This window comes from Aurantiacibacter flavus (assembly GCF_039710615.1).
Classification (GTDB): Bacteria; Pseudomonadota; Alphaproteobacteria; order Sphingomonadales; family Sphingomonadaceae; genus Alteraurantiacibacter; species Alteraurantiacibacter flavus.
The window spans coordinates 91,682-113,010 of the sequence record NZ_JBDLBR010000006.1 but is presented as its reverse complement, the minus strand read 5'-3'; the positions used below and the strand labels follow the sequence as shown (position 1 = coordinate 113,010).

At 63.3% G+C, this 21,329-nt stretch carries 18 protein-coding genes, 1 tRNA gene and 1 rRNA gene; 8 read left to right on the top strand and 12 right to left on the bottom strand.

The window, feature by feature from the left end; translation table 11 throughout:
- Window positions 1-178: 178 nt before the first annotated feature.
- The 7 genes from rrf (at window position 179) to ABDJ38_RS15660 (ending at window position 6,855) form a co-directional block, all read left to right on the top strand.
- Window positions 179-293, top strand: a 5S ribosomal RNA gene (rrf, locus tag ABDJ38_RS15690).
- 291 nt (window positions 294-584) lie between these two features.
- A tRNA-Met gene (locus tag ABDJ38_RS15685) sits at window positions 585-661 on the top strand.
- 244 nt (window positions 662-905) lie between these two features.
- The gene (locus tag ABDJ38_RS15680; RefSeq protein ID WP_346786073.1) at window positions 906-1,169 is read left to right on the top strand and encodes a hypothetical protein; all 264 of its coding nucleotides are present in this window, start codon (window positions 906-908) and stop codon (window positions 1,167-1,169) included.
- A gap of 35 nt (window positions 1,170-1,204) precedes the next feature.
- The gene (locus ABDJ38_RS15675) at window positions 1,205-3,976 is read left to right on the top strand and encodes a TonB-dependent receptor (RefSeq protein WP_346786072.1); all 2,772 of its coding nucleotides are present in this window, start codon (window positions 1,205-1,207) and stop codon (window positions 3,974-3,976) included.
- A complete protein-coding gene (locus tag ABDJ38_RS15670; RefSeq protein ID WP_346786071.1) occupies window positions 3,976-5,007 on the top strand; it encodes a phytase in 1,032 nt (343 codons plus the stop codon). Before ABDJ38_RS15675 ends, ABDJ38_RS15670 begins: the two co-directional genes overlap by 1 nt.
- A 61-nt stretch (window positions 5,008-5,068) precedes the next feature.
- Window positions 5,069-6,397: an alkaline phosphatase PhoX gene (locus ABDJ38_RS15665; protein WP_346786070.1), complete on the top strand. Its 1,329-nt coding sequence runs from the start codon at window positions 5,069-5,071 to the stop codon at window positions 6,395-6,397.
- A complete protein-coding gene (locus ABDJ38_RS15660) occupies window positions 6,385-6,855 on the top strand; it encodes a low molecular weight protein-tyrosine-phosphatase (RefSeq protein ID WP_346786079.1) in 471 nt (156 codons plus the stop codon). Before ABDJ38_RS15665 ends, ABDJ38_RS15660 begins: the two co-directional genes overlap by 13 nt.
- On the opposite strand, the gene ABDJ38_RS15655 is transcribed toward ABDJ38_RS15660, so the two are convergent.
- The 4 genes from ABDJ38_RS15655 to ABDJ38_RS15640 all read right to left on the bottom strand — a co-directional run bounded on the left by ABDJ38_RS15655 (window position 6,852) and on the right by ABDJ38_RS15640 (window position 9,200).
- A complete protein-coding gene (locus tag ABDJ38_RS15655; protein ID WP_346786069.1) occupies window positions 6,852-7,646 on the bottom strand; it encodes a sulfite exporter TauE/SafE family protein in 795 nt (264 codons plus the stop codon). The genes ABDJ38_RS15660 and ABDJ38_RS15655 overlap by 4 nt on opposite strands.
- A gap of 4 nt (window positions 7,647-7,650) precedes the next feature.
- Window positions 7,651-8,394, bottom strand: a complete 744-nt coding sequence (locus ABDJ38_RS15650; RefSeq protein WP_346786078.1) for a 3'(2'),5'-bisphosphate nucleotidase CysQ — start codon at window positions 8,392-8,394, stop codon at window positions 7,651-7,653.
- A 133-nt stretch (window positions 8,395-8,527) separates the two neighbouring features.
- Window positions 8,528-8,932, bottom strand: a complete 405-nt coding sequence (locus ABDJ38_RS15645) for a Rid family hydrolase (RefSeq protein ID WP_346786068.1) — start codon at window positions 8,930-8,932, stop codon at window positions 8,528-8,530.
- Entirely contained in the window at window positions 8,925-9,200 is a 276-nt protein-coding gene (locus ABDJ38_RS15640; protein ID WP_346786067.1) for an I78 family peptidase inhibitor, read from the bottom strand. The genes ABDJ38_RS15645 and ABDJ38_RS15640 overlap by 8 nt, the downstream gene beginning before the upstream one ends.
- A gap of 141 nt (window positions 9,201-9,341) precedes the next feature.
- On the opposite strand from ABDJ38_RS15640, the gene ABDJ38_RS15635 reads away from it, so the two are divergent.
- Entirely contained in the window at window positions 9,342-10,295 is a 954-nt protein-coding gene (locus tag ABDJ38_RS15635) for a TauD/TfdA dioxygenase family protein (RefSeq protein ID WP_346786066.1), read from the top strand.
- A gap of 9 nt (window positions 10,296-10,304) precedes the next feature.
- Here the strand turns inward: ABDJ38_RS15635 and ABDJ38_RS15630 are convergent, their stop codons facing one another.
- From ABDJ38_RS15630 to ABDJ38_RS15595, 8 genes are all read right to left on the bottom strand, one after another.
- Complete coding sequence (locus tag ABDJ38_RS15630) at window positions 10,305-10,796, bottom strand: septal ring lytic transglycosylase RlpA family protein (RefSeq protein ID WP_346786065.1); 492 nt, start codon at window positions 10,794-10,796, stop codon at window positions 10,305-10,307.
- Window positions 10,797-11,081: 285 nt separating this feature from the next.
- A complete protein-coding gene (gene dhaK, locus ABDJ38_RS15625; RefSeq protein WP_346786064.1) occupies window positions 11,082-12,074 on the bottom strand; it encodes a dihydroxyacetone kinase subunit DhaK in 993 nt (330 codons plus the stop codon).
- A 22-nt stretch (window positions 12,075-12,096) separates the two neighbouring features.
- Window positions 12,097-12,759 carry a dihydroxyacetone kinase subunit DhaL gene (gene dhaL, locus ABDJ38_RS15620; protein WP_346786063.1) on the bottom strand — a complete coding sequence of 221 codons (663 nt, stop codon included), beginning with the start codon at window positions 12,757-12,759 and terminating at the stop codon, window positions 12,097-12,099.
- Between the two features lie 23 nt (window positions 12,760-12,782).
- Entirely contained in the window at window positions 12,783-13,508 is a 726-nt protein-coding gene (locus ABDJ38_RS15615; protein WP_346786062.1) for an HAD-IA family hydrolase, read from the bottom strand.
- The gene (locus ABDJ38_RS15610) at window positions 13,508-14,395 is read right to left on the bottom strand and encodes a class II fructose-bisphosphate aldolase (RefSeq protein ID WP_346786061.1); all 888 of its coding nucleotides are present in this window, start codon (window positions 14,393-14,395) and stop codon (window positions 13,508-13,510) included. The genes ABDJ38_RS15615 and ABDJ38_RS15610 overlap by 1 nt, the downstream gene beginning before the upstream one ends.
- Before the next feature lie 198 nt (window positions 14,396-14,593).
- Window positions 14,594-16,546: a sulfotransferase gene (locus ABDJ38_RS15605; RefSeq protein WP_346786060.1), complete on the bottom strand. Its 1,953-nt coding sequence runs from the start codon at window positions 16,544-16,546 to the stop codon at window positions 14,594-14,596.
- Between the two features lie 82 nt (window positions 16,547-16,628).
- Window positions 16,629-19,268 carry a TonB-dependent receptor gene (locus ABDJ38_RS15600; protein WP_346786059.1) on the bottom strand — a complete coding sequence of 880 codons (2,640 nt, stop codon included), beginning with the start codon at window positions 19,266-19,268 and terminating at the stop codon, window positions 16,629-16,631.
- Window positions 19,269-19,641: 373 nt separating this feature from the next.
- Window positions 19,642-21,327 (bottom strand): BCCT family transporter, encoded by a 1,686-nt coding sequence (locus ABDJ38_RS15595; protein WP_346786058.1) that lies wholly within the window; start codon window positions 21,325-21,327, stop codon window positions 19,642-19,644.
- Between the last annotated feature and the right edge of the window lie 2 nt (window positions 21,328-21,329).

The following is a 21,329-nucleotide window of genomic DNA, read 5'->3' as shown; positions in this document are numbered from 1 at the left end:
CTAACTGGTCCTAATCGTTCAGTTCGCGCTTGTTGAATCCCACCATCAACGTCAGGGCTGCAAAGCTCTGGCATTGAGGAGGAATACTCAAAGCCGGATAATGACGCCTCAAAAGCAACAACAGACACCTGATTGGTGCATCGATTTAAAAACCTTGTCCCGCCCGCCTGCTTCATTGCTTGGTGGTCATGGCACCTGTGACCCACCCGATCCCATCTCGAACTCGGCCGTGAAACCAGGTAGCGCCGATGGTACTGTGCCTTAAGGCACGGAAGAGTAGGTCGCCGCCAGGCATTGCAGCAGGCGGACAGAACAAGGTTACACCCATTCACAAGTCATAGGGCTGTCCCGTAAGGGCGGCCCTTTTGGCGTCTCTGGCGATCGCACGATCGCATTGGAGCGCCAGATCCCTCCCAGGGTCATGTCCTGGGAGTGGCCCGGTCGGGACATAGGTTCCGGCACAGAGCTCTTCGAAGCCCCAGGCTTCGCAAGGCCGACCGGCCGTCCGCACCCCGCACTCGATCCGGGGAAGGATAGCCAAGGCGACGGATGTCGCCGCCGGCACTTGAGGCTCTAACAGGTAACGCGGGGTGGAGCAGTCCGGTAGCTCGTCAGGCTCATAACCTGAAGGTCGTTGGTTCAAATCCAACCCCCGCAACCAAGCCCTGCTTCCCAATATCACTCAATGCCGAATACAGCAGAACACGGCGCGAATGGCAGTCGGTTCTGGACAAGCCCTTCAGCTCGCACGTTCGCGCTATCGATGCTACCACCGGCGAAACGCGCTGGACCGCCGATAATGAAGGTTGGCAAGACCGGTTCGGGATGCGGGCGACGCAAGCCGGGCTTGTCGTACATGGCGATCTTGGCGGCAGGCTGATCGTGCGCACGTGGAAAGCGGCGAAGTGCTGAAAACCATCGAAACCGGCATGACCATCATGGCTGCCCCCATGATCTACAAGGTTGACGGAGTGCAGTATTTCGCTGTGCAGGCGGGGCGGGATAAGCTTCGTGCCGGGCTATGCCGCCGCATATGCCAGTGGCAGCTCCCTAACAGCATGCCCCGCTGGGACGACTTGCTGAACGCATGTGTTGCTGCACTGCAACAGACGCAGGATGTCACGCTGATGTCACAAATCCTTCGCCAAGCTGACATTTGGGCCTCCTAACCGCGCCTCCGACATCCATCGGAAGGACAATTTTCATGATTTCGACCCGCCTGCTGGCCGGCGCCAGCCTCGCCGCGCTTGCTGCCTTTGCCACCCCCGCCGTGGCCGGTGACGTTGCCGGCACCGTTTCCGACGAGACCAACACCGTTGCCTTGCAGTCGGCGGTGGTGAGCATCCCGGCGCAGGGCCGCGAAACCGTAACGGGCCGCGACGGTTCGTTCTCCATCGCCGATCTGCCCGCCGGGACTTACGAGGTCGTGGTGCGCTATGTCGGTGCACCGACCGTCACCCGTTCGATCACCGTTCCGGAACGCGGCCTCGTTACCGCCAACTTCACGCTTGGCGGCGATAACCAGATCGTCGTCGTCGGCCAGGCCGCCAACCAGGCCTCCGCGCTCAGCCGCAAGTATGCCAGCGACGGCGTGTCCGACGTGCTGACCCGCGACGCGATCGGCCAGTTCCCAGACCAGAACGTGGCAGAGAGCCTGCGCCGCCTGCCCGGCATCAATGTGCTCAACGACCAGGGCGAGGGCCGCTTTGTCTCGGTGCGCGGCCTCGACCCCGAGCTTAACGCGACCTCGCTCAATGGCGTGCGCGTGCCTGCCCCGGAAGGCGATGTGCGTTCGGTCGCACTCGACGTGATCTCTTCGGACATCATCGAATCGATCGAAGTGAAAAAGTCGCTCACCCCCGACATGGATGGCGACACCATCGGCGCCTCGATCGAGATCAACACCACCAGCGCCTTCAACCGCCGCCGCGACCTGCTCTCGGTCAAGGTCGAGGGTAGCTACAATGATTACTCGGGTGTCGTCTCGCCGAAGGGCAGCATCGACTTTGCCACGCACGTAACCGACAACTTCGGCGTGTCGGGCGGCATCAGCTACTATCACCGCGAGTTCGAGACCGACAACATCGAGGCCGCGGACTGGAACGAGGCCGATGGCGTCGTGTTCGCTGAGGAAACCGAATATCGCGACTATGACGTAACTCGCGAGCGGATCAGTGGCACGCTGAACCTCGACTATCGCGTGTCGCCGTTCACCACGGTCTTCGCGCGCGGCAGTTTCAGCCAGTTCGACGATCACGAGTATCGGCGCCGCACCACCTTCAAGTTCGATGAAGATCCGCGTTCGGGCGATGCTGACAGCGCCTTTTTCAGCGATGAAGATGGTGAAATCCAGCTGCAGCGCGACCTCAAGGATCGCTTCGAACGTCAGCGCATCGCCACCACCCAGCTCGGTTTCGACCACGACGATGGCGAGTGGATGGCCAAGTTTTCGGCCAGCTGGGCGCGTGCGAGCGAAAAGGAAGATTTCTCGGTCGATCCGATTCGCTTCCGCAACAAGTTCGAAGACGATGGCCTCGGCATCACGATGGACTATTCCGATCGCCGCATGCCGCTGTTCACCGCTTCGGGCAACGTAGACGCCTTCCTCGATCCGGCCACCTACGGCTTCAACAAGCTCGAGCTGACCACGCTTTCTGACAGCATCGACGAAGAATACGCGCTCAAGGGCGACCTTGGCCGCACCTTCGTTACCGGCGATGGCGAGTTCACCGTGCAGGCCGGCGTGAAGTCGCGCTGGCGGGACAAGAGCTACAACGCCGATGGTATATATTACGATTTCGACGGCGACCTGACGCTGGCCGACATGGTCGGCACCCAGACTTACCGCCTCACCAACATCGGGCCGGTGATCGACAAGGGCGCCGGGGCGACCTTCTTCCGCGCCAATGAATCGTCGTTCGAGATCGACCAGTACGAGACCGATCTGCTCTCGCTCCCCGATGACTATTCGGCTGAGGAGGACGTGCTCGCGGGCTACCTGATGGGCCGTTACAGCAGTGACATCTTGCGCGTGATCGGCGGCGTGCGTGCAGAGCGCACCAACGTCAGCCTGGCGGGCCAGCTGGTGGTGGACGATGGCGATGACGTGACCGACGTGATCCCGCTCAGCTTCGAGCGCGACTACACCGACTGGCTGCCCAGCTTCACGCTGCGGTATGAGCCGCAGCAAGACATGGTGTTCCGTCTCGCGGGCTATCGCAGCCTCGTGCGCCCCAAGCTTTCGAAGCTGGCGCCGATCTTCACTGTCAACGACGACCTCGAAGCCGAGTTCGGTAACCCCGACCTCGAACCCTATCGCGCATGGAATGCCGACGCCGCGGTGGAATTCTACCTGCCCGGCAACGGTGCGTTCTCCTTCGGACTGTTCTACAAGTCGATCGACAACTTCATCGTCGATCAGACCACGCCCGAATCCGGCAGCTATCAGGGCATCGACTATGATGAGCTGACCCGCGCCATCAACGGCGACACCGCTACGGTGTTCGGTGTCGAGATCGGCTTCAGCCGCTCGCTCGACTTCCTGCCGGCGCCGCTCGATGGCTTCCTGGTGCAGGCGAACTACACCTTCACCGACGCCACGGGCACGGTCTTCACCGATGGTGACGCAGGCGAACCGCGTGACATCCAGCTGCCGTCCTCGTCGCGCAACACCGGCAACCTCGTGCTCGGCTACGAAATGGGCCCGCTCGAACTGCGCGCGGCTGGCACCTATCGCAGCAAGTACCTCGACGAGCTGGGCGGTAACGCGAGCGAGGATCGCTACGTCGATCACCATTTCCAGCTCGATCTGTCGGCCAAGGTCGAGGTGATCGAGAACGTCCGCCTGTTTGCCGAGTGGATCAACGTCAACAACGCCAAGTACTTCGCCTATCAGAGCTATGCCGGACGCGAGCGGTTGCTGCAGTACGAAGAGTATGGCTCGACCGTTAAGTTCGGCGCGAAGGTGAATTTCTGATGCGGAATACGATTGCCATGGTCATGGTGGCGGCGGGCCTTTCGGCCTGCGCCACCGCCCCCATCGAAGGCCTGCCTGCCGTTGCGGTGACGGCTCTAGCCGAAACCACGCCGGTCGGCACCGCCAACGAGGACGCCGCCGACGATCCGGCGATCTGGCGCAACGCGGCCGATCCGGCCGCCAGCCTGATCGTCGCGACCGACAAGAAGGGCGGGCTTTACGTCTATGACCTGAGCGGCGCGCAAAAGAGCTTCCTGCCAGCAGACGGGCTTAACAATGTCGACCTGCTGACCTTGCCCGACGGCCGGGTCATCGCGGCGGCAAGCGACCGCAGCGACGAGGCCAATGCGCATATCTATCTCGCCGAACTCGACACCGCGCGCGGCACGCTGGCTCCGCTTGGACGGGTGCCGGTGGGGCCGGGCGAGGGCTATGGCATCTGCAAGGGCGACGTGACGGCTGACGGCACCTTCGTCATCTATAGCGACCCGAAGGAAGGCACGATCTATCGTACCCGCCTGAACCTTTCCGGTGGCGATATCGCGGCCAGCACCGATGTGCTCAACAGCGTCGACACCCAGCCCGAAGGCTGCATTTACGACGAGCGGACGGGCACGCTCTACATCGGCGAGGAAGACGTTGGCCTGTGGGCGATGGATGGTCGCACTGCGGGCACGCCCAAGCGCATGGTCGCACCGATCGACAACCGCTATCTCGTGGCCGACCTCGAAGGTCTGGCGATTGCGCCGGAAGGCGCGGACGGCGGCTATCTGCTGGCCTCGAGCCAGGGCGACAACACCTATGCCGTCTTCGCCTTGCCCGATGGGCGCCCGGTTGGCCGCTTCCGTGTCGCTGCCGGAGAGTTCGGCGCGACCGAGGAAACCGACGGCATCGAACTGGCGCTTGGCAGCTTCGGCCCGCAGTTCCCGCAAGGCCTGTTCATCGCGCAGGACGGGCTCAACGCTCCTGAAGCGCAGAACTTCAAGCTGGTGAGCTGGCAGGCGATCAAGGACGCGCTAAACCTGCCCTGATTGTCTCACTCCGGTCGCAAAAGTGGTGGAGAGCGCGCGCTTCAATGTTAAGAGGCTCGCCATGATGATTCCGCACAATCGCCGCCGTTTTCTCGGCAGCACCGCTACCGCCTTTGCCGGCCTGTTGGCCGCCTCCTGCGCGCCTGCCGCGCGGATGACTGCGGGCGCAGGGCGAGCGGCTGGTTCGGGTGTGGTTGGCCCCTTGAAGAAAGACCCGGCGGGAGTGCTCGACCTGCCGCCGGGCTTTTCCTATCGCGTGATTTCGCGGCTGGGCGATGCCATGGCCGATGGCGGGACCGTGCCTGATAATGCCGACGGCATGGGCTGTTTCGATCTCGGGAACGGCGAGATCGCCTTGGTGCGCAACCATGAGCTCAGGCCGGAGCAAGATGGCGGCGGTGTCGCGGGCCCAGCCTATGACACCGTGGCGCGCAGCCTTGTCCCGCTGCCGGGGGGCACCACCACGATCGTGCTCGATGCGGCAACCCTTGAGGTGAAGCGTGAGTATCGCAGCCTTGCGGGCACGATCCGCAATTGTGCTGGCGGGATCACGCCGTGGGGCAGCTGGCTCTCGTGCGAGGAAGACACCCGCACGCCCAATGGCCGGATCAACAAGGAGCACGGATACGTGTTCGAAGTGCCCGCCGCTGCGCCGGGTCTGGTCGATCCGGTGCCGCTCAAGGCAATGGGGCGCTTCAACCACGAGGCGGCCTGCGTCGATCCGGCAACGGGCATCGTTTATCTCACCGAAGACCGCGACGATTCATTGCTTTACCGTTTCCTTCCAGAGCATCCAGGTGAGCTGGCGCGCGGTGGCACACTACAGGCGCTGGTGATCGATGGCATGGCCGAGACGCGCAACTGGACCGGTGCCGACATCGCGGTCGGGGTTCCTGCTGCGGCGCGCTGGATCACGCTCGACGATGTAGAGGCTCCCGAGGACGACCTGCGCCATCGTGGCGCGGCCATGGGCGCGACCCTGTTCGCGCGCGGCGAGGGTATCTGGATGGGCGAGGGCGAGATGTACTTCTGCTGCACCAGCGGCGGTGCGGCCAGGGAAGGCCAGATTTTCCGCCTCAAACCCGCGCTGCACGGCGCGGACATGCTGGACCTGTTCTATGAGAGCGCGGACATCGCCGAATACAGCTTTGGCGATAACCTCACCGTGGCGCCCAATGGCCACCTGATCGTGTGCGAGGACCAGTACACCGAAGTGGTCGACAATCACTTGCGCGGGATCACGCCGCAGGGAGCGGCCTACGACTTCGGGCGGCTGACCATGCAGACCGAGCCGGCCGGGGCCTGCTTCTCGCCCGATGGCAGGACGCTGTTCGTCAACGCCTATTCGCCGACCATGACGCTGGCGATCACCGGTCCCTGGCCCGCGTGAGCGCGCAGCCGGCGATCCTGTTCGTCTGCCTCGGCAACATCTGCCGGTCGCCGCTGGCCGAAGGAGCCCTGCGCGCCGAACTGACGGGTCGCGGGCTCGGCTGGGAGGTGGATTCTGCGGGCACTGGTGACTGGCATGTCGGCAATCCGCCCGATCCGCGCGCCATTGCCGAAGCCGCGCGGCGCGGGGTGGACATCGCGGGGCTGCGTGCGCGGCAGGTTGCGCCGCAGGATTTCAGCCGCTTCACGCATATTTTTGCGCTGGATGAGAAGAACCTTGCGGATCTGGGCCGCGTTGCAAGGCCAGATGCGAAGGCGCGGTTGAGCCTGCTGCTCGATATCGTGCCCGGCTATGAGGGGCGTTCGGTCGCGGACCCGTACTTTGGCGACGACAGCGGCTTTGCCCGCACGTGGGACGAAGTCAGCCTTGCCGCGCGGGCTCTGGTGGAGACACTCTAGCCCGCCAGCATCTTGAGCGCAGACACCAACAGCATCGCGGCCAGCGCATAACGCACATGGTCTTCCCTGATTCTGCCGCTCACCAGCGAGCCAACGACGATCCCGGGTATCGAACCCAACAGGAGGCTTCCCAGCATCCACCCATCGACATTGCCGAGGAAGGAGTGGCCCATTCCCGCCACCAGCGTCAGCGGCACGGCGTGGACGATATCGGTGCCGACAATCGTCTTGGTTCCCAGCCGCAGCGGATAGACCGTGGCCAACAGCACCGCCACCAGCGCACCCGCACCCACCGACGTCAGCGCGACCATCACCCCGATAATGGCGGCCCCGCAGGTGACGACAAGACGCTGGTGCGACCGCATCGAGCCTCCCATCCTGCTGCCCAGGCGGACCAGCGCTGGCTGGATTCGCGGCTTGAGGAGCATCATCAGCGAGGTCAGCAACAAAGCACCGCCGAGCAGGCGCATCAACGGCTCGGCATCGAGAGCACCGCCTTCGAACAGCCACAGCCATAGCATGGCGAAGATTGCGGCTGGCACGCTCCCCAGCGTAAGCTGGCGGACCACCTTCCAGTCGACGGAGTTCAGCTTGTGATGGGTGGCCCCGCCCACCGTCTTGGTGATCGCGGCAAACCACAGGTCGGTGCCCACCGCCATCGCGGGCGGCACGCCAAGCAGCACGATCAGGATCGGTGCCATCAGCGAACCGCCACCTACGCCGGTCAGGCCGACGAGAAAGCTGACGAAGGCCCCAGCGGCGGTATAGCCGAGGTCGATGTGCGTGAGCACGGGGTCAGGCGCTCGCCATGGTCCCTACCTGCGCGAGAACGGGCTCGGCCCATTCCGGACGGCAGATCAGGAGGTCAGGCATATAGGTGTCGCGCTGGTTGTAGATCAGCGGGCTGCCGTCGATGCGGCTGATATGCAGGCCATGCGCGGCGGCCACGGCGGCTGGCGCGCAACTGTCCCATTCGTACTGGCCACCCGAGTGGAGATAGATTTCCGCCTCGCCGCGCACCACGGCCATGGCCTTGGCCCCGGCGCTGCCCATCGGCACCAGCTCTCCGCCAATCGCTTCAGCCACGGCCACAGCCTCGGCGGCGGGGCGGGTGCGGCTGACCACAAGGCGAGGCTTTTCGTTGGCGGCGGCGAGCGCAATCGGCGTGTCCGAGCGCAGTACCAGCCCACCATCGAGACCAGGCAGCGCGACGGCGCCGATGGTCGGTACCCCGTCAATCGCAAGTGCCACATGGACTGCCCAATCGGAGCGGGCCTCACCATATTCGCGCGTGCCGTCAACCGGATCGACGATCCAGACGCGCGATTTCGACAGGCGCTCGTCGGTGTCCTTGCTTTCCTCCGACAGCAGGCCGTCGTCGGGGCGTTGCTGGCGTAGGGCATGGACGAGAAACTGGTTAGCGGTCTGGTCGCCCGCCTTGCCCAATGCCTTGCCCTCGAACATCCCGCTCTCGCGAACCTCAAGCAGGATTTTCCCAGCGCAATGCGCCAGATGCGCGGCCAGTTCTGCGTCGGACATGGTGGTCATGATCGGTGATTTGCCCCCTGTTGCTGCACCTTCAGGTATCCATGTGCATTGTAGCCTGCCCAGCGCTCGCACAAGAAGGCTTTGCTATCTGCTTTGTAATCTGCGGTATCGCGCCGCGGCGGGCTCACTGCATCGCACCGATCACGGCCTCGGCCTCGATCTCGCATTTCCATTCCGGGTTGTAGAGCGCCGAGATCGCCACCAGCGTTCCGGTTGGCCGGGCGTGCCCCAGTGCGCTGCTGAAGGCGGCGGTGACTGCGTCGGCATCCTTGATGTCGGTGACAAACATACGGGCGCGCACCACGTCGCCCGACTGGCCACCCAGTTCGGCGACATAGGCGAGGATCTGTTCGAAACAGCGTTCCGCCTGCCGTCCGGCATCGGGCGAAACGCTGCCGTCTTCCTCTACCCCGACGGTGCCCGACACGATGATGCGCTCGCCCACGCGGATCGCGCGGGTAAACCCGGCCTGCTCCTCGAAAGGTGAGAGGGGGGCGATGCGCTGGCGGCCATCGTTCGGATCAGCCACAGGAAATCTTCACGATCTGCCCGGCATCGTTCCAGACCACGGTCAGCCGCTCGGGCCGGAAATCCATCGTCACGGGGTCTCCTTCATGCACTGCCCGCAGGATCGTCGCTCCGGTCAGCTCCTGCAACTGCTGGCCCAGCGCCTCGCTGTAAGGCTCGCCCAGATAAGACTGGGCGGGCCCTGCATCGCAGGTGTCTGGCTGTTCGGGAACCGAGGTGCAGGCCGCCAGCAGGGGCAGGGCGACGAGAGTGAGAATGTACGCTCGCATATAGGCCAAGCATATCAGAGCCGTCCCGGGGGCGCCAGCCACGCTGCACCCTATCGCCAGCACTGGCCGGCAGGCCCAATTGGCGCTGGAAATACTTAGTAAGCTATCTATATTGGCTGCAAACCCAATTGGAGAAACTCGATGCCGCTGACCGTCCAACCCATCCTGCCTGCTTTCGGCGCCGAGTGTTCGGGGCTTGATCTGACGCAGCCACTTTCATCGGATCAGCTGCGACAAATAACTGATGCGATGGATAAATATGGTGTTACCGTGTGGCGCGACACGGGCATGACCGACGAGCAGCACATCGCCTTCAGCCGCAATTTCGGCTATCTCGAGCGCGTGCCCAAGCGCCCCGAAGGCCAGCGCACGCGGCTGCCCTATCGCGAGCTGTTCGACGCTTCAAACCTGGATCTGGACGGCAATATCACGCGTGACCCCGCAGCGATCGAATACCGCAAGGGCGACCGGCTCTGGCACACTGACACCGCCTTCATGACCAAGCGCACGTCCTACTCGCTGCTGATGGCGCATCAGGTACCCAGCGAGGGCGGGCAGACCTGGTTTGCCGATACCCGCCAGGCCTATGAGGACTTGCCGGAAGAGACGAAGGAGCTGCTCGAAGGCAAGACCGGCATCAACTCCCTGTGGTGGAGCCGCAAGCAGGCTGGCGCCGACATTCCCGAGGAGGAGATCAACGAGCGCTTCAAGGCCGAGCATCCGCTGGTCCACGTCCACCGCGGTTCGGGCCGCAAGGCGCTATTTATCGCCGCGCACACGATGGACGTTAAGGGGATGGACAAGGAGGAGGGGCGCGCCCTCATCAAGCAGTTGATTGAGCACTGCACCCAGCCGCAATATGTCTTCAATGTCGAGTGGAACGTGGGCGACATGGTGATCTGGGACAACCTGTGCACCATGCACCGGGGCGGCGACTTCGATGCCGCCAACGAAAAGCGCGACATGCGCCGCACTACCGTGCGCGAGGGCACCGAGCCGCATACGATGGAAACGGGCGACGATCCCTATACCGAGCTGTTTTCCAGATCGCCCGAGACGGTCGACATCAACAAGGCGCGGGATGCGGGGCGCTGAGCCCTTTTATCAGGTCAACAGCGCCAGCCGCACGTTGCCGCGTCCGGCGTGGATGAGGCCGATTTCACGCGCGGCGGCGTAGGAAAGGTCGATCACCCGGTTGCCATGAAACGGCCCGCGATCGTTGATGCGGACCACCACGCTGTCGCCATTGCTTGGATTGGTCACGCGCACACGGCTTCCCATCGGCAGGGTCCGATGAGCGGCGGTGAAGCGCTGCGGATTGAACACTTCGCCGTTGGCGGTGCGGCGCCCGGCAAAGCCGTCGCTGCTGCCGTAATAACTTGCTTCGCCCGAACCCATGCTGCTTGCGCTGGGCGAAGGCATGGGAGTGAGCTGGTCGCCCTCAACGGAATCGGCTGACGCGAATTGCGCGACTGGTATGGTCTCCACGCTGGCCTTGCCGCGTCCGAGTGACACCACATCGGGTTGTCCGGCATTGTAAAGTGTGGAAGCCGCGAGCAGGCCGGCAGCCCCGGTTGCCGTGGCAAGCGCTACCACCAGGCCGCGCCGCTGCGAACGAAGGCTGACCAGGGCTCGAAGCCGTTCTCTGCGGCTGGGCAGCGACTTTGTATCGGTATGGTCAGGCGGCGCTGGAGCAAGGTTTGTCATACCTAATCAAGGAATTGAACGCGCTCCTGTTCCGAAATAACCGATATGGCAAAAGAGAGGGTGATCGCCGTTCCATTTACGCCACTTCGAATGTGCCGAGGCCCAAAACAAACGCCCGACCCTCGTGGAGGAGGGCCGGGCGTATTGTTGTTTGCCTGATCTAAATGGAGCCGTTTAGAAGATGCGGCAGGCCGTTTCCGCCGGAGCGGCGAGCTGCTTCTCCAGCTCGTCGTCGAGCTTCAGCAGCGTCAGCGAGGCGCCGGCCATTTCGATGGCCGTGCAATATTCACCCACGTAGTTGCGCGCGATGGTCAGACCGCGATCGGCGCAGAGCTGGGCGGCCTTGTTATAAAGCACATAGAGTTCGGCAGGCGGGGTGCCGCCAAGGCCGTTGATCATCAGCGCCACACGGTCGCCCGAGGCAAACGGCAGGTCGTCGGCCACGGCATCGAACAGGATCTTGGCGATTGCGTCGGCCGGTTGGATCTTGGCACGTTCGCGGCCCGGCTCGCCGTGGATGCCCACGCCGATTTCTATCTCGTCGTCGCCGATCTCGAAGATCACGTCGCCCTTGGCCGGCGGGATGCAGCTGGTGAGAGCCACACCCATGGTGCGTACGTTGTTGTTCACCTTCTCGGCCACGGCGACCACTTCTTCGAGGCTCGCGCCAGCTTCGGCAGCCGCGCCGCAGGCCTTCATCACGAAGAAGTTGCCCGCCACACCGCGACGGCCGACGGTGTAAAGGCTGTCCTGCACGGCCACGTCATCGTTGATGTGGAACTGCACGACCTTGATGCCCTCGGCCTCGGCCATTTCGCTGGCCATGTCCCAGGCCATGCGGTCGCCCTGGTAGTTGTTGACCAGCACCAGCACACCGGCATCGGTGGCGACGGCCTTGATCGTTTCGTAGCAGGCATCGACCGGCGGCGCGGCGAAGACCGGGCCCTGGCAGGCGGCGGTCAACATGCCGGGACCGACGGCCATGACGTGCGCCGGTTCGTGGCCCGAGCCCGAACCCTGCACGATGGCGACCTTGCTGGCATCGACATTCTTGCGCTTGATCAGCTGGAATTCGGGCACGGCTTCGAGCAGGTCCCCATTGGCGGCGATCACACCGGCCATGAATTCAGGCACGAAGTTGGCCGGATCGTTGACGAATTTCTTCATTGTGGTCTCTCCCGGTTGGAAATCAGCGGTTCAGTTCGGCGGCCTGCGGCGCGTAGTCGACGCCGTAGTGCTTGCACCAGTCGTAGAGGATCGTGGCGATGCCGACGATGCCCGGATCGGGCGTGTTGGCACTGCGCTCACCGACCTGCGAGGCGCGGCCGCGGTGGGCGACCAGCGTGCGGGTCTCGTCGATGGCCTTGTCGGCCTCGGCGGTGACGGCGGCGAGCACTGCGCCAAGGTCGGAGCCGTCCATTTCCTGCATCTTTTCGTGGATCGGGATCAGCGCATCGATCAGGGTCTTGTCGCCGCGCTGGGCCCCGCCGCGCGCCACGATGCCTTCGAGCGCTGCGCCGACCATTTCGGTCAGCTTCTCGTAGCTCACCTCGGTCTCGCCCTTCGAGGCCATCCCGGCTTTCATGAAGCCCGTACCCCAGATCGGCCCCGACGAGCCGCCGACGTGCTTGGAACAGACCATCGCGATCTTGAGCAGCATGGCGCCCACGGCGCTGCGGTCGATGGTGGGCAGTTCGGCCTTGATGACCTTGAACCCGGTGGCCAGCGAGGTGCCGAAGTCGCCGTCTCCGGCGAGGCCGTCGAGATCGGAGAAATACTTCTCGTTGCGGATCACCGTGTCACAGGTCACGTCGATCGCCCCGGCGATCTGGTCGATGGTAAGCGTAGTCATTGAATCCTCTCCGGTGGTGCGCGTCAGGCCGTGGCCGCCTCGTTGAGCGCGTTCAGGTCTGCCAAGGTGATGAGGGCGGGATTATCGCCCAGTTCGGGCACCACGCGCGCCGCCTCGGAGAAGTCCTCCTCCTTGGTGTAGGTGCTGGTGGTGATCAGGGTGGGAATGCCCGCGCCGGTGGAGGCGAGCAGGCCGTTGCGGCTGTCTTCCACCACCACGCAATCGCTGGCGGGAAGGCCGAGCGTTTTGAGCGCGAGGTTGTAGATCTCGGGATCGGGCTTCTTCTTGCTGACGACATCGCCCGCATGGACGAACTCGAAAGCGGCTTTCCGCTCCGCCCCGAACAGATCAAGCACCGCGTCGATGAACTTGGCGTTCGACGTGGTGCAGACTCCCAGCCGCACGCCCGCCGCGCGCGCCTCGTCGATGATCCGCAGCACACCGGGGCGAACCGGCAGTTCGGTCACGATCTCGGAGGTGATGCGGGTCTTTTCCTTGTGCAGCGCGGCGATCAGCTCCTGCTGCCCGCCATATTCGGCCACCTTGTCCTCAGGCCAGCCGAATTCGTTGAAATAGACCGTCATCCGCTCCTTGCCGCCAGCGGTCAGCAGCAGGCGCTCATAAAGCTCGACGCTCCATTCTGCGTCGATGCCGAACTCGGCAAAGGCACGGTTGAAGCCCACACGGTGCGCATCGCGCTCGGTATCGACCAGAACGCCGTCGCAATCGAAAATCAGGGCCTTGATCATCAGGCGTTCTCGCGCTGCGTGGCAAGGAAGGCCGCGCCCTGATCCTTGCCGCCGAACTTCTCGATGAAGGTAGCGAACAGCTCCTTGCAGGCCTGATACTGGGCGTCGATCACGCGCAGCGGCTCGTAGTCGTTGGGCTTGGCCTTGCGGTATTCATCCACGCTTTCGATGAACACGTGCTTGAGGTTGGTCGAGATGTTCACCTTGGCCGCGCCGCGCGCGATGGCCTTGGCGAAGGTCTCATCCGAAAGGCCGGTGCCGCCGTGCAGCGCCATCGGGGTGCGGGTGGCCTTGTTGATCGCCTCGATGCGGTCGAAGTCGACCACCGGATCGCCCTTGTAATAGCCATGCGCGGTGCCCACGGCGCAGGCGAAGGCGGAAAGGTCGAGCGCGTCGCAGAAGGTCTTGGCGTCGGCCGGGTCGGTCAGCACGGAGTCGGCCTCGTCGACGACCATGTCGTCTTCCACGCCCATGATCTGGCCGAGTTCGGCTTCCATGCCGACGTTATACTTCTCGGCGATTTCGCGGACCTGCTTCGACATCGCGAGGTTCTCATCGAACGGGAATTCCGAAGCGTCGATCATGATCGAGGTCCAGCCGCTGGCCGCGCACTTCTCGATCATGTCGAGGTTCTTGCAGTGATCGAGGTGCAGCACGACGGGCACCGGCGAGTTTTCCGCGCAGGTGCGGACCCAGCTGACGATTTCCTCGTGGCTGTAATAGTCGATGGTCTTCGAGCTGGTCTGGCAGATCACTGGAGCGTTGAGACCCTCGGCGGCTTTCACCATGGCCTTGGTCGTGTTGTAATCGACCAGGTTGAAGGCGGCGACAGCATAGCCGTTGTCCATCGCGTGGCGCAGCAGCGGCTTCATGTTGACTAGTGGCATCTGAGGGCTCCCCTAAATTGAAAATGTCTGCGGGCGTTTCAGCCCCTCTCGAATCGGTTCCATAGCGACCCATCGCCAGCCAAACCAGCCGTGTTTGCATGCTGAAGGCAGCTTCGAGATTGAAAAAGTCCGAAATGTGAGAAGCGCTGTGCCAGCTTGGAGCGCTCTCGCCAAGAGGCGTGGTGGCGGATGGATCGCCTAAAGCGGCGGAGCGAGCGCGTCGCGCAGGTCACCCAGCCAGGGATCGAAAGGCAGCCATGCCCCTTGGCCCTTGCGGTTGATCGGCTGGCGTACCTGCTCGCTGCTGGCCGTGCGCACGGCGCGGTCGGTCTGGTGGAAGGCGAGGCAGCTCTCTTCGAAGTCCAGCCCGCAGTAATCGAGCATCCGCCGGATCTGGCCTTCTGGATCGTCGAGCACGTCTTCGTGCTGCACGCGCAGCACCTTGCCCGGCAGCACCTCGTCCCAGTGCGCCATCAGGTCCACATAGTCGGCGTAGTAGCGGCCGATCTCCTTGAGACCGTAGGTGAACTCCTGCCCCTCGGCGAACAGCTGCTTGAAGCCCGAAAAGCAGCAATCCATCGGCGCCCGGCGGGCGTCGATAATCTTGGCATTGGGCAGGATCAGATGGATCAGCCCGATATGGCGGAAGTTGTTCGGCATCTTGTCGATGAAGAACGGTGCGCCCTGCCGGTGAACTGCGGTGTTCTCGATATATTGGCGGCCAAGTTCGGCGAGCTTATCGGCGGTGAGATCGTGCAGCACCTGCGGATAGAGCGACTGGCCTGCCTTGCGCCCGCGCAGGCGATGCGCGAGCGCGAGGATGTCGGGCAACTCGAGCGTGCCATCGACCTGGCTGTGGCTGGCGAGGATCTGTTCCAGCAGGGTCGATCCGGCGCGCGGCAGGCCGACGATGAAGATGGGATCGGGCGCCGTATGGCCGCCGCCGGCCTGCTTCTCGAACAGGTCGGGCGTGCAGACGGCGCGCTGCTTGGCCAGCTCGGCGCTCATCGTGTCGGCATCGTAGCGGGTCTGCGCGCGCTTCAGGGCATTGCCGCGTTCGTAGTGAGCGAAGCTCTCTGCGTAGTCGCCGCGGTCCTCGTGTGCCTTGCCGAGGGCGAAAGCGAGGTGGACCCGGTCCATGAAGGCGAGGTCGGGCCGCGCGGCCTGTTCTTCCATCGCGCCCATCTCTTCCTCGGTGAAGCGATAGGTCTTGAGGTTGGCGAGCGAATACCAGCCATCGCCATGATCGGGCTTGGCGGTGCAGGCAGCACGGTAACTCGCGATGGCGCGTTCGGTTTCGCCGGTCGTCTTGAGCGCATGGCCAAGGCTGGTGAGGGTGGCCGGATCGTCGGGCACCTTTTCCAGCACCTGTTCGAACAGGGCGAAGGCGCGGTCGTAGTCACCCGCCTGCATGGATTCGATGGCCAGATGCGACTGGAACAGCACGTTGGCCCGATCGGTATCGTAGAGGCTCTCCGCCTCCTCGCGCGCCCGGTCGACCTTCTGGCGGCGGCGCAGCGCCTCGATGTAGTCGAGGCGGACCTGCACGTTGTCCGGCTCGAACACGCGCGCGCTTTCCAGCAGGAATTCGGCATCGTCGAGAATGCCCAGCTTCATGCCGATGCGGGCGAGCAGCCGCATCCCTTCCACGTCCTTGGGATTGGTCCGAAGATAGTGGCGGCAGATTTCTTCGGCGCGTAGCAGCCGTCCTTCGTGGAGGTGGTGCGTGACCGCGACCAGCTCTCGCGGGAGGCTCGCGAGGCGCTGCGCCTGTTCGGCTGCGTGGCGTGCTTCGGGGCCGGATTGCAATTCGGCCAGCGCCCGCCAGCTGGCATCGAGCGCGGGGTTGAACCGTGTAGCGCGCTGAAAGGCGGCAATGGCCTGCGCATTGTGCCCCTGCGCGCGGGCGAGGTGCCCGGCCTCCTGCCAGGCGCGGCCATATTCGGGCATCGCCGCATGAAGCCGTGCCAGCATCGTTGCCGCCTCGTCATGCCGTTGCAGATAGCGCAGGGCGACAGCGGCCATGTAGAGGGCTTCGCCGTCGTCAGGTTTGCTCGCCAGCAGCTGCTCGGCAAGCGTAAGGCCCTTGGCAAAATCGCCCGCCTGCAGAGCCTTTTGCGCCAGCGCCAGGTGTTCGTCGCGTTCGCTCATATGCGCGCCTTAACAAAGCAAAACGGCGGAAGCGAACCCTCAAGTCCGCTCCCGCCGCTTGCGTTTAAGCTGTCAGGCCGGATCAGTAGGCGTAGGAGACCCGGAAGCCGACAGTCAGCGGACGGTTCACCGTCACGCGGGCGACGTCGAAGTTGAAGTTCCCGGCAATCTGCGCCCGCTCGTCGGACAGGTTCTCGCCGAACACTTCGAAGGCCCAGGTGTCGTTGGTCACACCGGCGGCAAGATCGAAGGTCGTGTAGCTATCCAGCTGCAGGCGATTGATCGCGATGATGTCGGTGAACTTCGAGGCCGAGTACGTGACCTGCGGCTGGACATGCATCGCCAGCTCGCTCGACACGTCCCATTCGTAGCGCGCGCGAAGGTTGCCCTGGAATTCCGGCGCATAGGCCAGCGGCGAGCCGAGCACGACATCGTCCGTCGGCGTGAGCACTTCGGTGATCTCGGTATCGAGAACCGACATCGCGCCTGCCAGGGTCAGGCCCGGCACCGCATAGGGCTGGAACGTGAAGTCCGCTTCGAGCCCCATGATCTCGGCATTCGCGGCATTGTCCGAGAAGAACAGGTTGGTGATGTCCGGATCGAAGATCGTCGTCTGCAGACGGCTGATATCGACAAAGAAGGCGCTGCCGTTCAGGCGCAGCTGCCGGTCAAACAGCTGGGTCTTCCACCCGAATTCGTAGTTCTTCACTTCATCCGTATCGAGCGCGTAGGGCACGGTATAGTTGCCAGGTCCCTGGACACCGCCCGGACGGTTCAGCAAGCCGGGGCGGAAGCCCTCGGAATAGGTGGCGTAGAACAGCAGGTCCTCGGTCGGCGTGAAGGTCAGCGTGCCCTTGAAGATGACGCCGTTGGTCTCGGCCTTGTCGGGGTTCCCATAGGGATTGTCCGCGGCATACTTGTCCGAAATGTTCGTGCCGCCGCAGCCCGGAATGTTGACCTGGTCTTCCACCGGCACGCCCGCGTTGGCGCCGAAGATCGGCGAGTTGAGCTTGCAGAAGGCGGAGGTCGCCGCGCCTTCGATGTCGACCTTCACATCGTAGTACCGCAGGCCGCCGGTGACGGTCAGCACGTCGGGCACGATGTCCAGCGAGACTTCGCCGAACAGGCCGAACTGCTCGTCGGTGCGCTTCACGTCGTTACGGAAGCCCACGTTTGCGGGCAGGGGGCCGGGATCGCTGAAGTACCCCGGTGCCGCGTTGCCGGTGGTGCCCGTCACCTCGGTGTTGGTGAAAGGATAGATCGGCGAGAAACCGCGCGTGGAGCCATCGGAGCCGCGCACCAGTTCCGAGGCATAGTAGTAGTCGTTGCGTTCCTTCAGCACGAGGTTGGAGTAGAACGCGCCAACGGTCGCGCGGATGGGGGCCTCCTGCGGCGTGTTCACGCGGAATTCCTGCGTGAATACGGTGGTGTCGGTGTCCGAAGTGACCGACAGGTTCGGGGCATAGCAGGTCGGGTCAGCCGGGGCCGTGGTGACGGTGTCGGGATAGGCAACGGCCGTGTCGCACATGTAATAGGGAATGTACTGGCCGACGAAGAGATAGTCGGAATAGCCGACATTCTGCTGCGTCTCGCGATCGGTGTAGGCACCGGTGTAGACGATATCGAGCATCGCCAGGCGGCCTTCGATCGTCCAGCTGGTGTTCGAGAAATTGTCCTCGATCCGGTCGTCGGAGAAGCGCTGGATGTCGAGATTGTCGAGCCCCAGCTCCGGATCGGCGAAGAACACGCCATCGGATTCGATGCTCTGGCGCGCGTGGGAGACCGTGACCGTCCAGTCGGGGCTGATTTCCCACAGCGCGCTGGCGCGGAAGCCCGCATATTGCGTGTCGTTGAAGTTGTCTTCCACCAGCGCGGCGTTGTTGGCCTCCTGGAAGGTGACCTCGTTATCGATGTAATCGAGCGAGGCTGCGTCCGACTGGAAGCCGGCACGCCGCGCGCTGACCGGCACGCCGTTCGCCCGCACGGTGCCTTCCGGACGGAAGCGGGCGCTGTCGCGCATGGTGCGTGTGCCCGCCACGTTGTCGATATAGCCGCCCTGATCGTCCAGATAGGCGACGCCGCGGAGGGCGAGCGTGTCGGTGACCGGCACGTTGAGCATGACCTCGGCCTTGTAGCTGGTCTCGCCATCCTTGGTGAAGGAGACCCCGGCGCTGGCCTTGGCGTCGAACCCGGCAAGGCTCGGCTTGTTGGTGATCAGGCGCACCACACCGGCCTGCGAACTGGCGCCGAACAGCGTTCCCTGGGGGCCGGAAAGAACCTCAATGCGGGAAAGGTCGGCGGCATAGACGTCAAGATTGCGGCCCGGCTGCGCCAGCGGCTGCTCGTCGAGATAGAGCGAGACATTGGGGGCAAGGCCCGCAACGCCTGCGGTGGTGAGGTTCGGCGTGGTCGAGGCGAGGCCGCGAATATAGATCGTCGACTGGCCCGGCCCGCTGCCGCCTGCGGTCACGGTCGGCAGCTGGTCGAGGTAATCGTCGAAGGTGGCGATGTTGAGCTGCTGCAGCCCCTCTTCGCCGAGGGCCTGAACCGAAACCGGCACGTCCTGCAGGTCTTCGGTGCGCTTGGTTGCGGTGACGAGAATGGTGTCGAGGCCGCCGGTGCGTTCTGCCCGTGGCTGCGCAGCGGTGTCCTGAGCAGCTGCGGGTGCGGTCAGGGCAATGGCAATGGCGCTGATAGACGCGCCGGTAGAATACTTCAGCATTTGTAAAACCCCCAGAGGAATAAGTTCCTGCGATCGCGCTCTATGCTCCTTGGCCGGCGCGATCCGAAAAGGCGTCATCCGGCAAAAGCATGATGCGCGGAATTCGTGCCAACTAGCGGGAAGAGGGTGAGCTTGCCACAGGATGAGATGAGGATCGACGAGTCGAGATAATTGCGTTGCAATATCGCAACACTAAAAGTCGAAAGGAAATAATCAGGAGGTACTCATTTGCACATGAAAATATATTTAAATTTTCACTTGAAAATATTTATATAGAGAAGAACTCTATTCTAAAAATTGGCATGAGTTTGCAAGTTATTGAAATCCAGATTTTTTGAGGACTTCCCTGCGGACTTCCCGGTAACTTGTTGCGTTACTGCCCGTCGGGCCAGCCTTCGCAGTCGTCGGCAGTCGTCGGCACGCCGTGGCGTTTGCGCACGATGTCGAAGACGATGGCTTTTACAATGGCCGCCCCCATCAGGGCGACCACCACCGAGAACGGCAACGCGCCGATAATCATGGTGGTCCGGATCGCATCGATCCCCCCGATAACGAGCATCGAGCCGACCATGACCGCCAGCGCTACGCCCCAGAACAAGATGTGGCGACGGCGTTGGCCGTCGGTTTCGCCCGCCCCGTTGATCGTGTTCACAATCAGGATCGCGCTGTCGGTGCTTGTGATGAGGTAGGTCATCAGCAGGATCACCACGAGACCGGAGACGATCCCCGCAACGGCGGGATCGAGCAGGACGTTAAGCGTTGCATAAAGCTGATCGGCAATCGGTGCCGCCAGGATCGTGCCCTGAGCCTGTCCGCTCAACTCGAGGTCGATCGCCGTGCCGCCGAGGAGCGTCATCCAAACAAAGCACATCAGCGACGGCACGATCATTACGCCCAGCACATATTCGCGCACCGTCCGCCCGCGCGAGATACGCGCGATGAACATGCCGACAAAGGGGGCAAAGGCAATCCACCAGGCCCAATAGAAAACGGTCCAGTCGAGTTGCCAGCGCACCAGCGCCTCGCCGATCTCGGTTCCGTCGGAGGGGAAGAGCGTCAGGGCCGTGCGCGGAAGGCTGAGTATATAGTCGAAAATTGCCACTCCGAGCAGTTCGAGCCCGGCCAGACCAACCCCGACCACGGCAAACAAGGCCAGCAGCGCAAGCGAGAGACCCAGGTTGATGTTCGACAGCCACTTGATGCCCTTGCCCACGCCCGACAGCGCGCTGAGCGTGGAAGCCCCGACCAGCAGCACCAGCGAGACGAAAATTGCGGTAGGCGTAGACGTGCCCTCCGCGTCGAGCAGCCAGTCACCCAGCCCCAGCCGGCTAAGACCTGCGATGAACTGTTCGACGCCGAGCCCCATCGTGACCGCAACGCCAAGGATCGTCGCCACGACCGCCACGACATCGACCACGTGCCCGAGGCTGCCGGACATCGTCTTGCCGAACAGCGGGGCGAGAGCTGACCGGATCGTAAGCGGCAGATTGCGCCGATAGGAGACATAGCCGATGGCGAGGCCCACCAGCCCGTAGCAGCCCCAGGCTGCCAGTCCCCAGTGGAGGAAAGTGTAGATATAGGCGGGCCGCACCGCTTCGGACGAAGCGGCGGCGACTGTGCCGCGTATGATGTCCGGACTGTTCTGGAAGTGGGCGAGCGGCTCACCGGTCGAATAGGTAAGCATACCGATGCCGATGCCAGCGCCAAACAGCATGGCGAACCAGCTGAAGAAACCGAACTCGGGCTTTTCTCCCGCTGTGCCGATCCGCAGGGAACCGGCTTGCGGGATGAGGGCGAGAAGGAGGCAGGTGATCATCAGCGCGGCGACGAGGAAGACGTACCAGCCGGAAAAGTTCGCGACGATCGAGGAGTTGACGACGGTGAGCGTTTCGTTTGCCGAAACCGGGAAAAAGATTGCCCACATGATGATGAGCGAAACAATGATCTTGGACGGGATCGTCACCTCGCGGCTGAAACCGTCGTAAAAGCCGCGATCATGTGTGTTGATCGGCAGGTCCACCAAAGGGGGAGAAATAGGCGCTTCGTTGGTTTCCGGCATCA

What these genes read in the sequence shown, in the direction of transcription:
- ABDJ38_RS15675 (WP_346786072.1), top strand. Translation starts at nt 1,205, where the DNA reads ATGATTTCGACCCGCCTGCTGGCCGGCGCCAGCCTCGCCGCGCTTGCT.
- ABDJ38_RS15670 (WP_346786071.1), top strand. Translation starts at nt 3,976, where the DNA reads ATGCGGAATACGATTGCCATGGTCATGGTGGCGGCGGGCCTTTCGGCC.
- ABDJ38_RS15665 (WP_346786070.1), top strand. Translation starts at nt 5,069, where the DNA reads ATGATGATTCCGCACAATCGCCGCCGTTTTCTCGGCAGCACCGCTACC.
- ABDJ38_RS15650 (WP_346786078.1), bottom strand. Translation starts at nt 8,394, where the DNA reads ATGTCCGACGCAGAACTGGCCGCGCATCTGGCGCATTGCGCTGGGAAA.
- ABDJ38_RS15640 (WP_346786067.1), bottom strand. Translation starts at nt 9,200, where the DNA reads ATGCGAGCGTACATTCTCACTCTCGTCGCCCTGCCCCTGCTGGCGGCC.
- ABDJ38_RS15635 (WP_346786066.1), top strand. Translation starts at nt 9,342, where the DNA reads ATGCCGCTGACCGTCCAACCCATCCTGCCTGCTTTCGGCGCCGAGTGT.
- dhaK (WP_346786064.1), bottom strand. Translation starts at nt 12,074, where the DNA reads ATGAAGAAATTCGTCAACGATCCGGCCAACTTCGTGCCTGAATTCATG.
- dhaL (WP_346786063.1), bottom strand. Translation starts at nt 12,759, where the DNA reads ATGACTACGCTTACCATCGACCAGATCGCCGGGGCGATCGACGTGACC.
- ABDJ38_RS15615 (WP_346786062.1), bottom strand. Translation starts at nt 13,508, where the DNA reads ATGATCAAGGCCCTGATTTTCGATTGCGACGGCGTTCTGGTCGATACC.
- ABDJ38_RS15610 (WP_346786061.1), bottom strand. Translation starts at nt 14,395, where the DNA reads ATGCCACTAGTCAACATGAAGCCGCTGCTGCGCCACGCGATGGACAAC.
- ABDJ38_RS15605 (WP_346786060.1), bottom strand. Translation starts at nt 16,546, where the DNA reads ATGAGCGAACGCGACGAACACCTGGCGCTGGCGCAAAAGGCTCTGCAG.
- ABDJ38_RS15600 (WP_346786059.1), bottom strand. Translation starts at nt 19,268, where the DNA reads ATGCTGAAGTATTCTACCGGCGCGTCTATCAGCGCCATTGCCATTGCC.
- ABDJ38_RS15595 (WP_346786058.1), bottom strand. Translation starts at nt 21,327, where the DNA reads ATGCCGGAAACCAACGAAGCGCCTATTTCTCCCCCTTTGGTGGACCTG.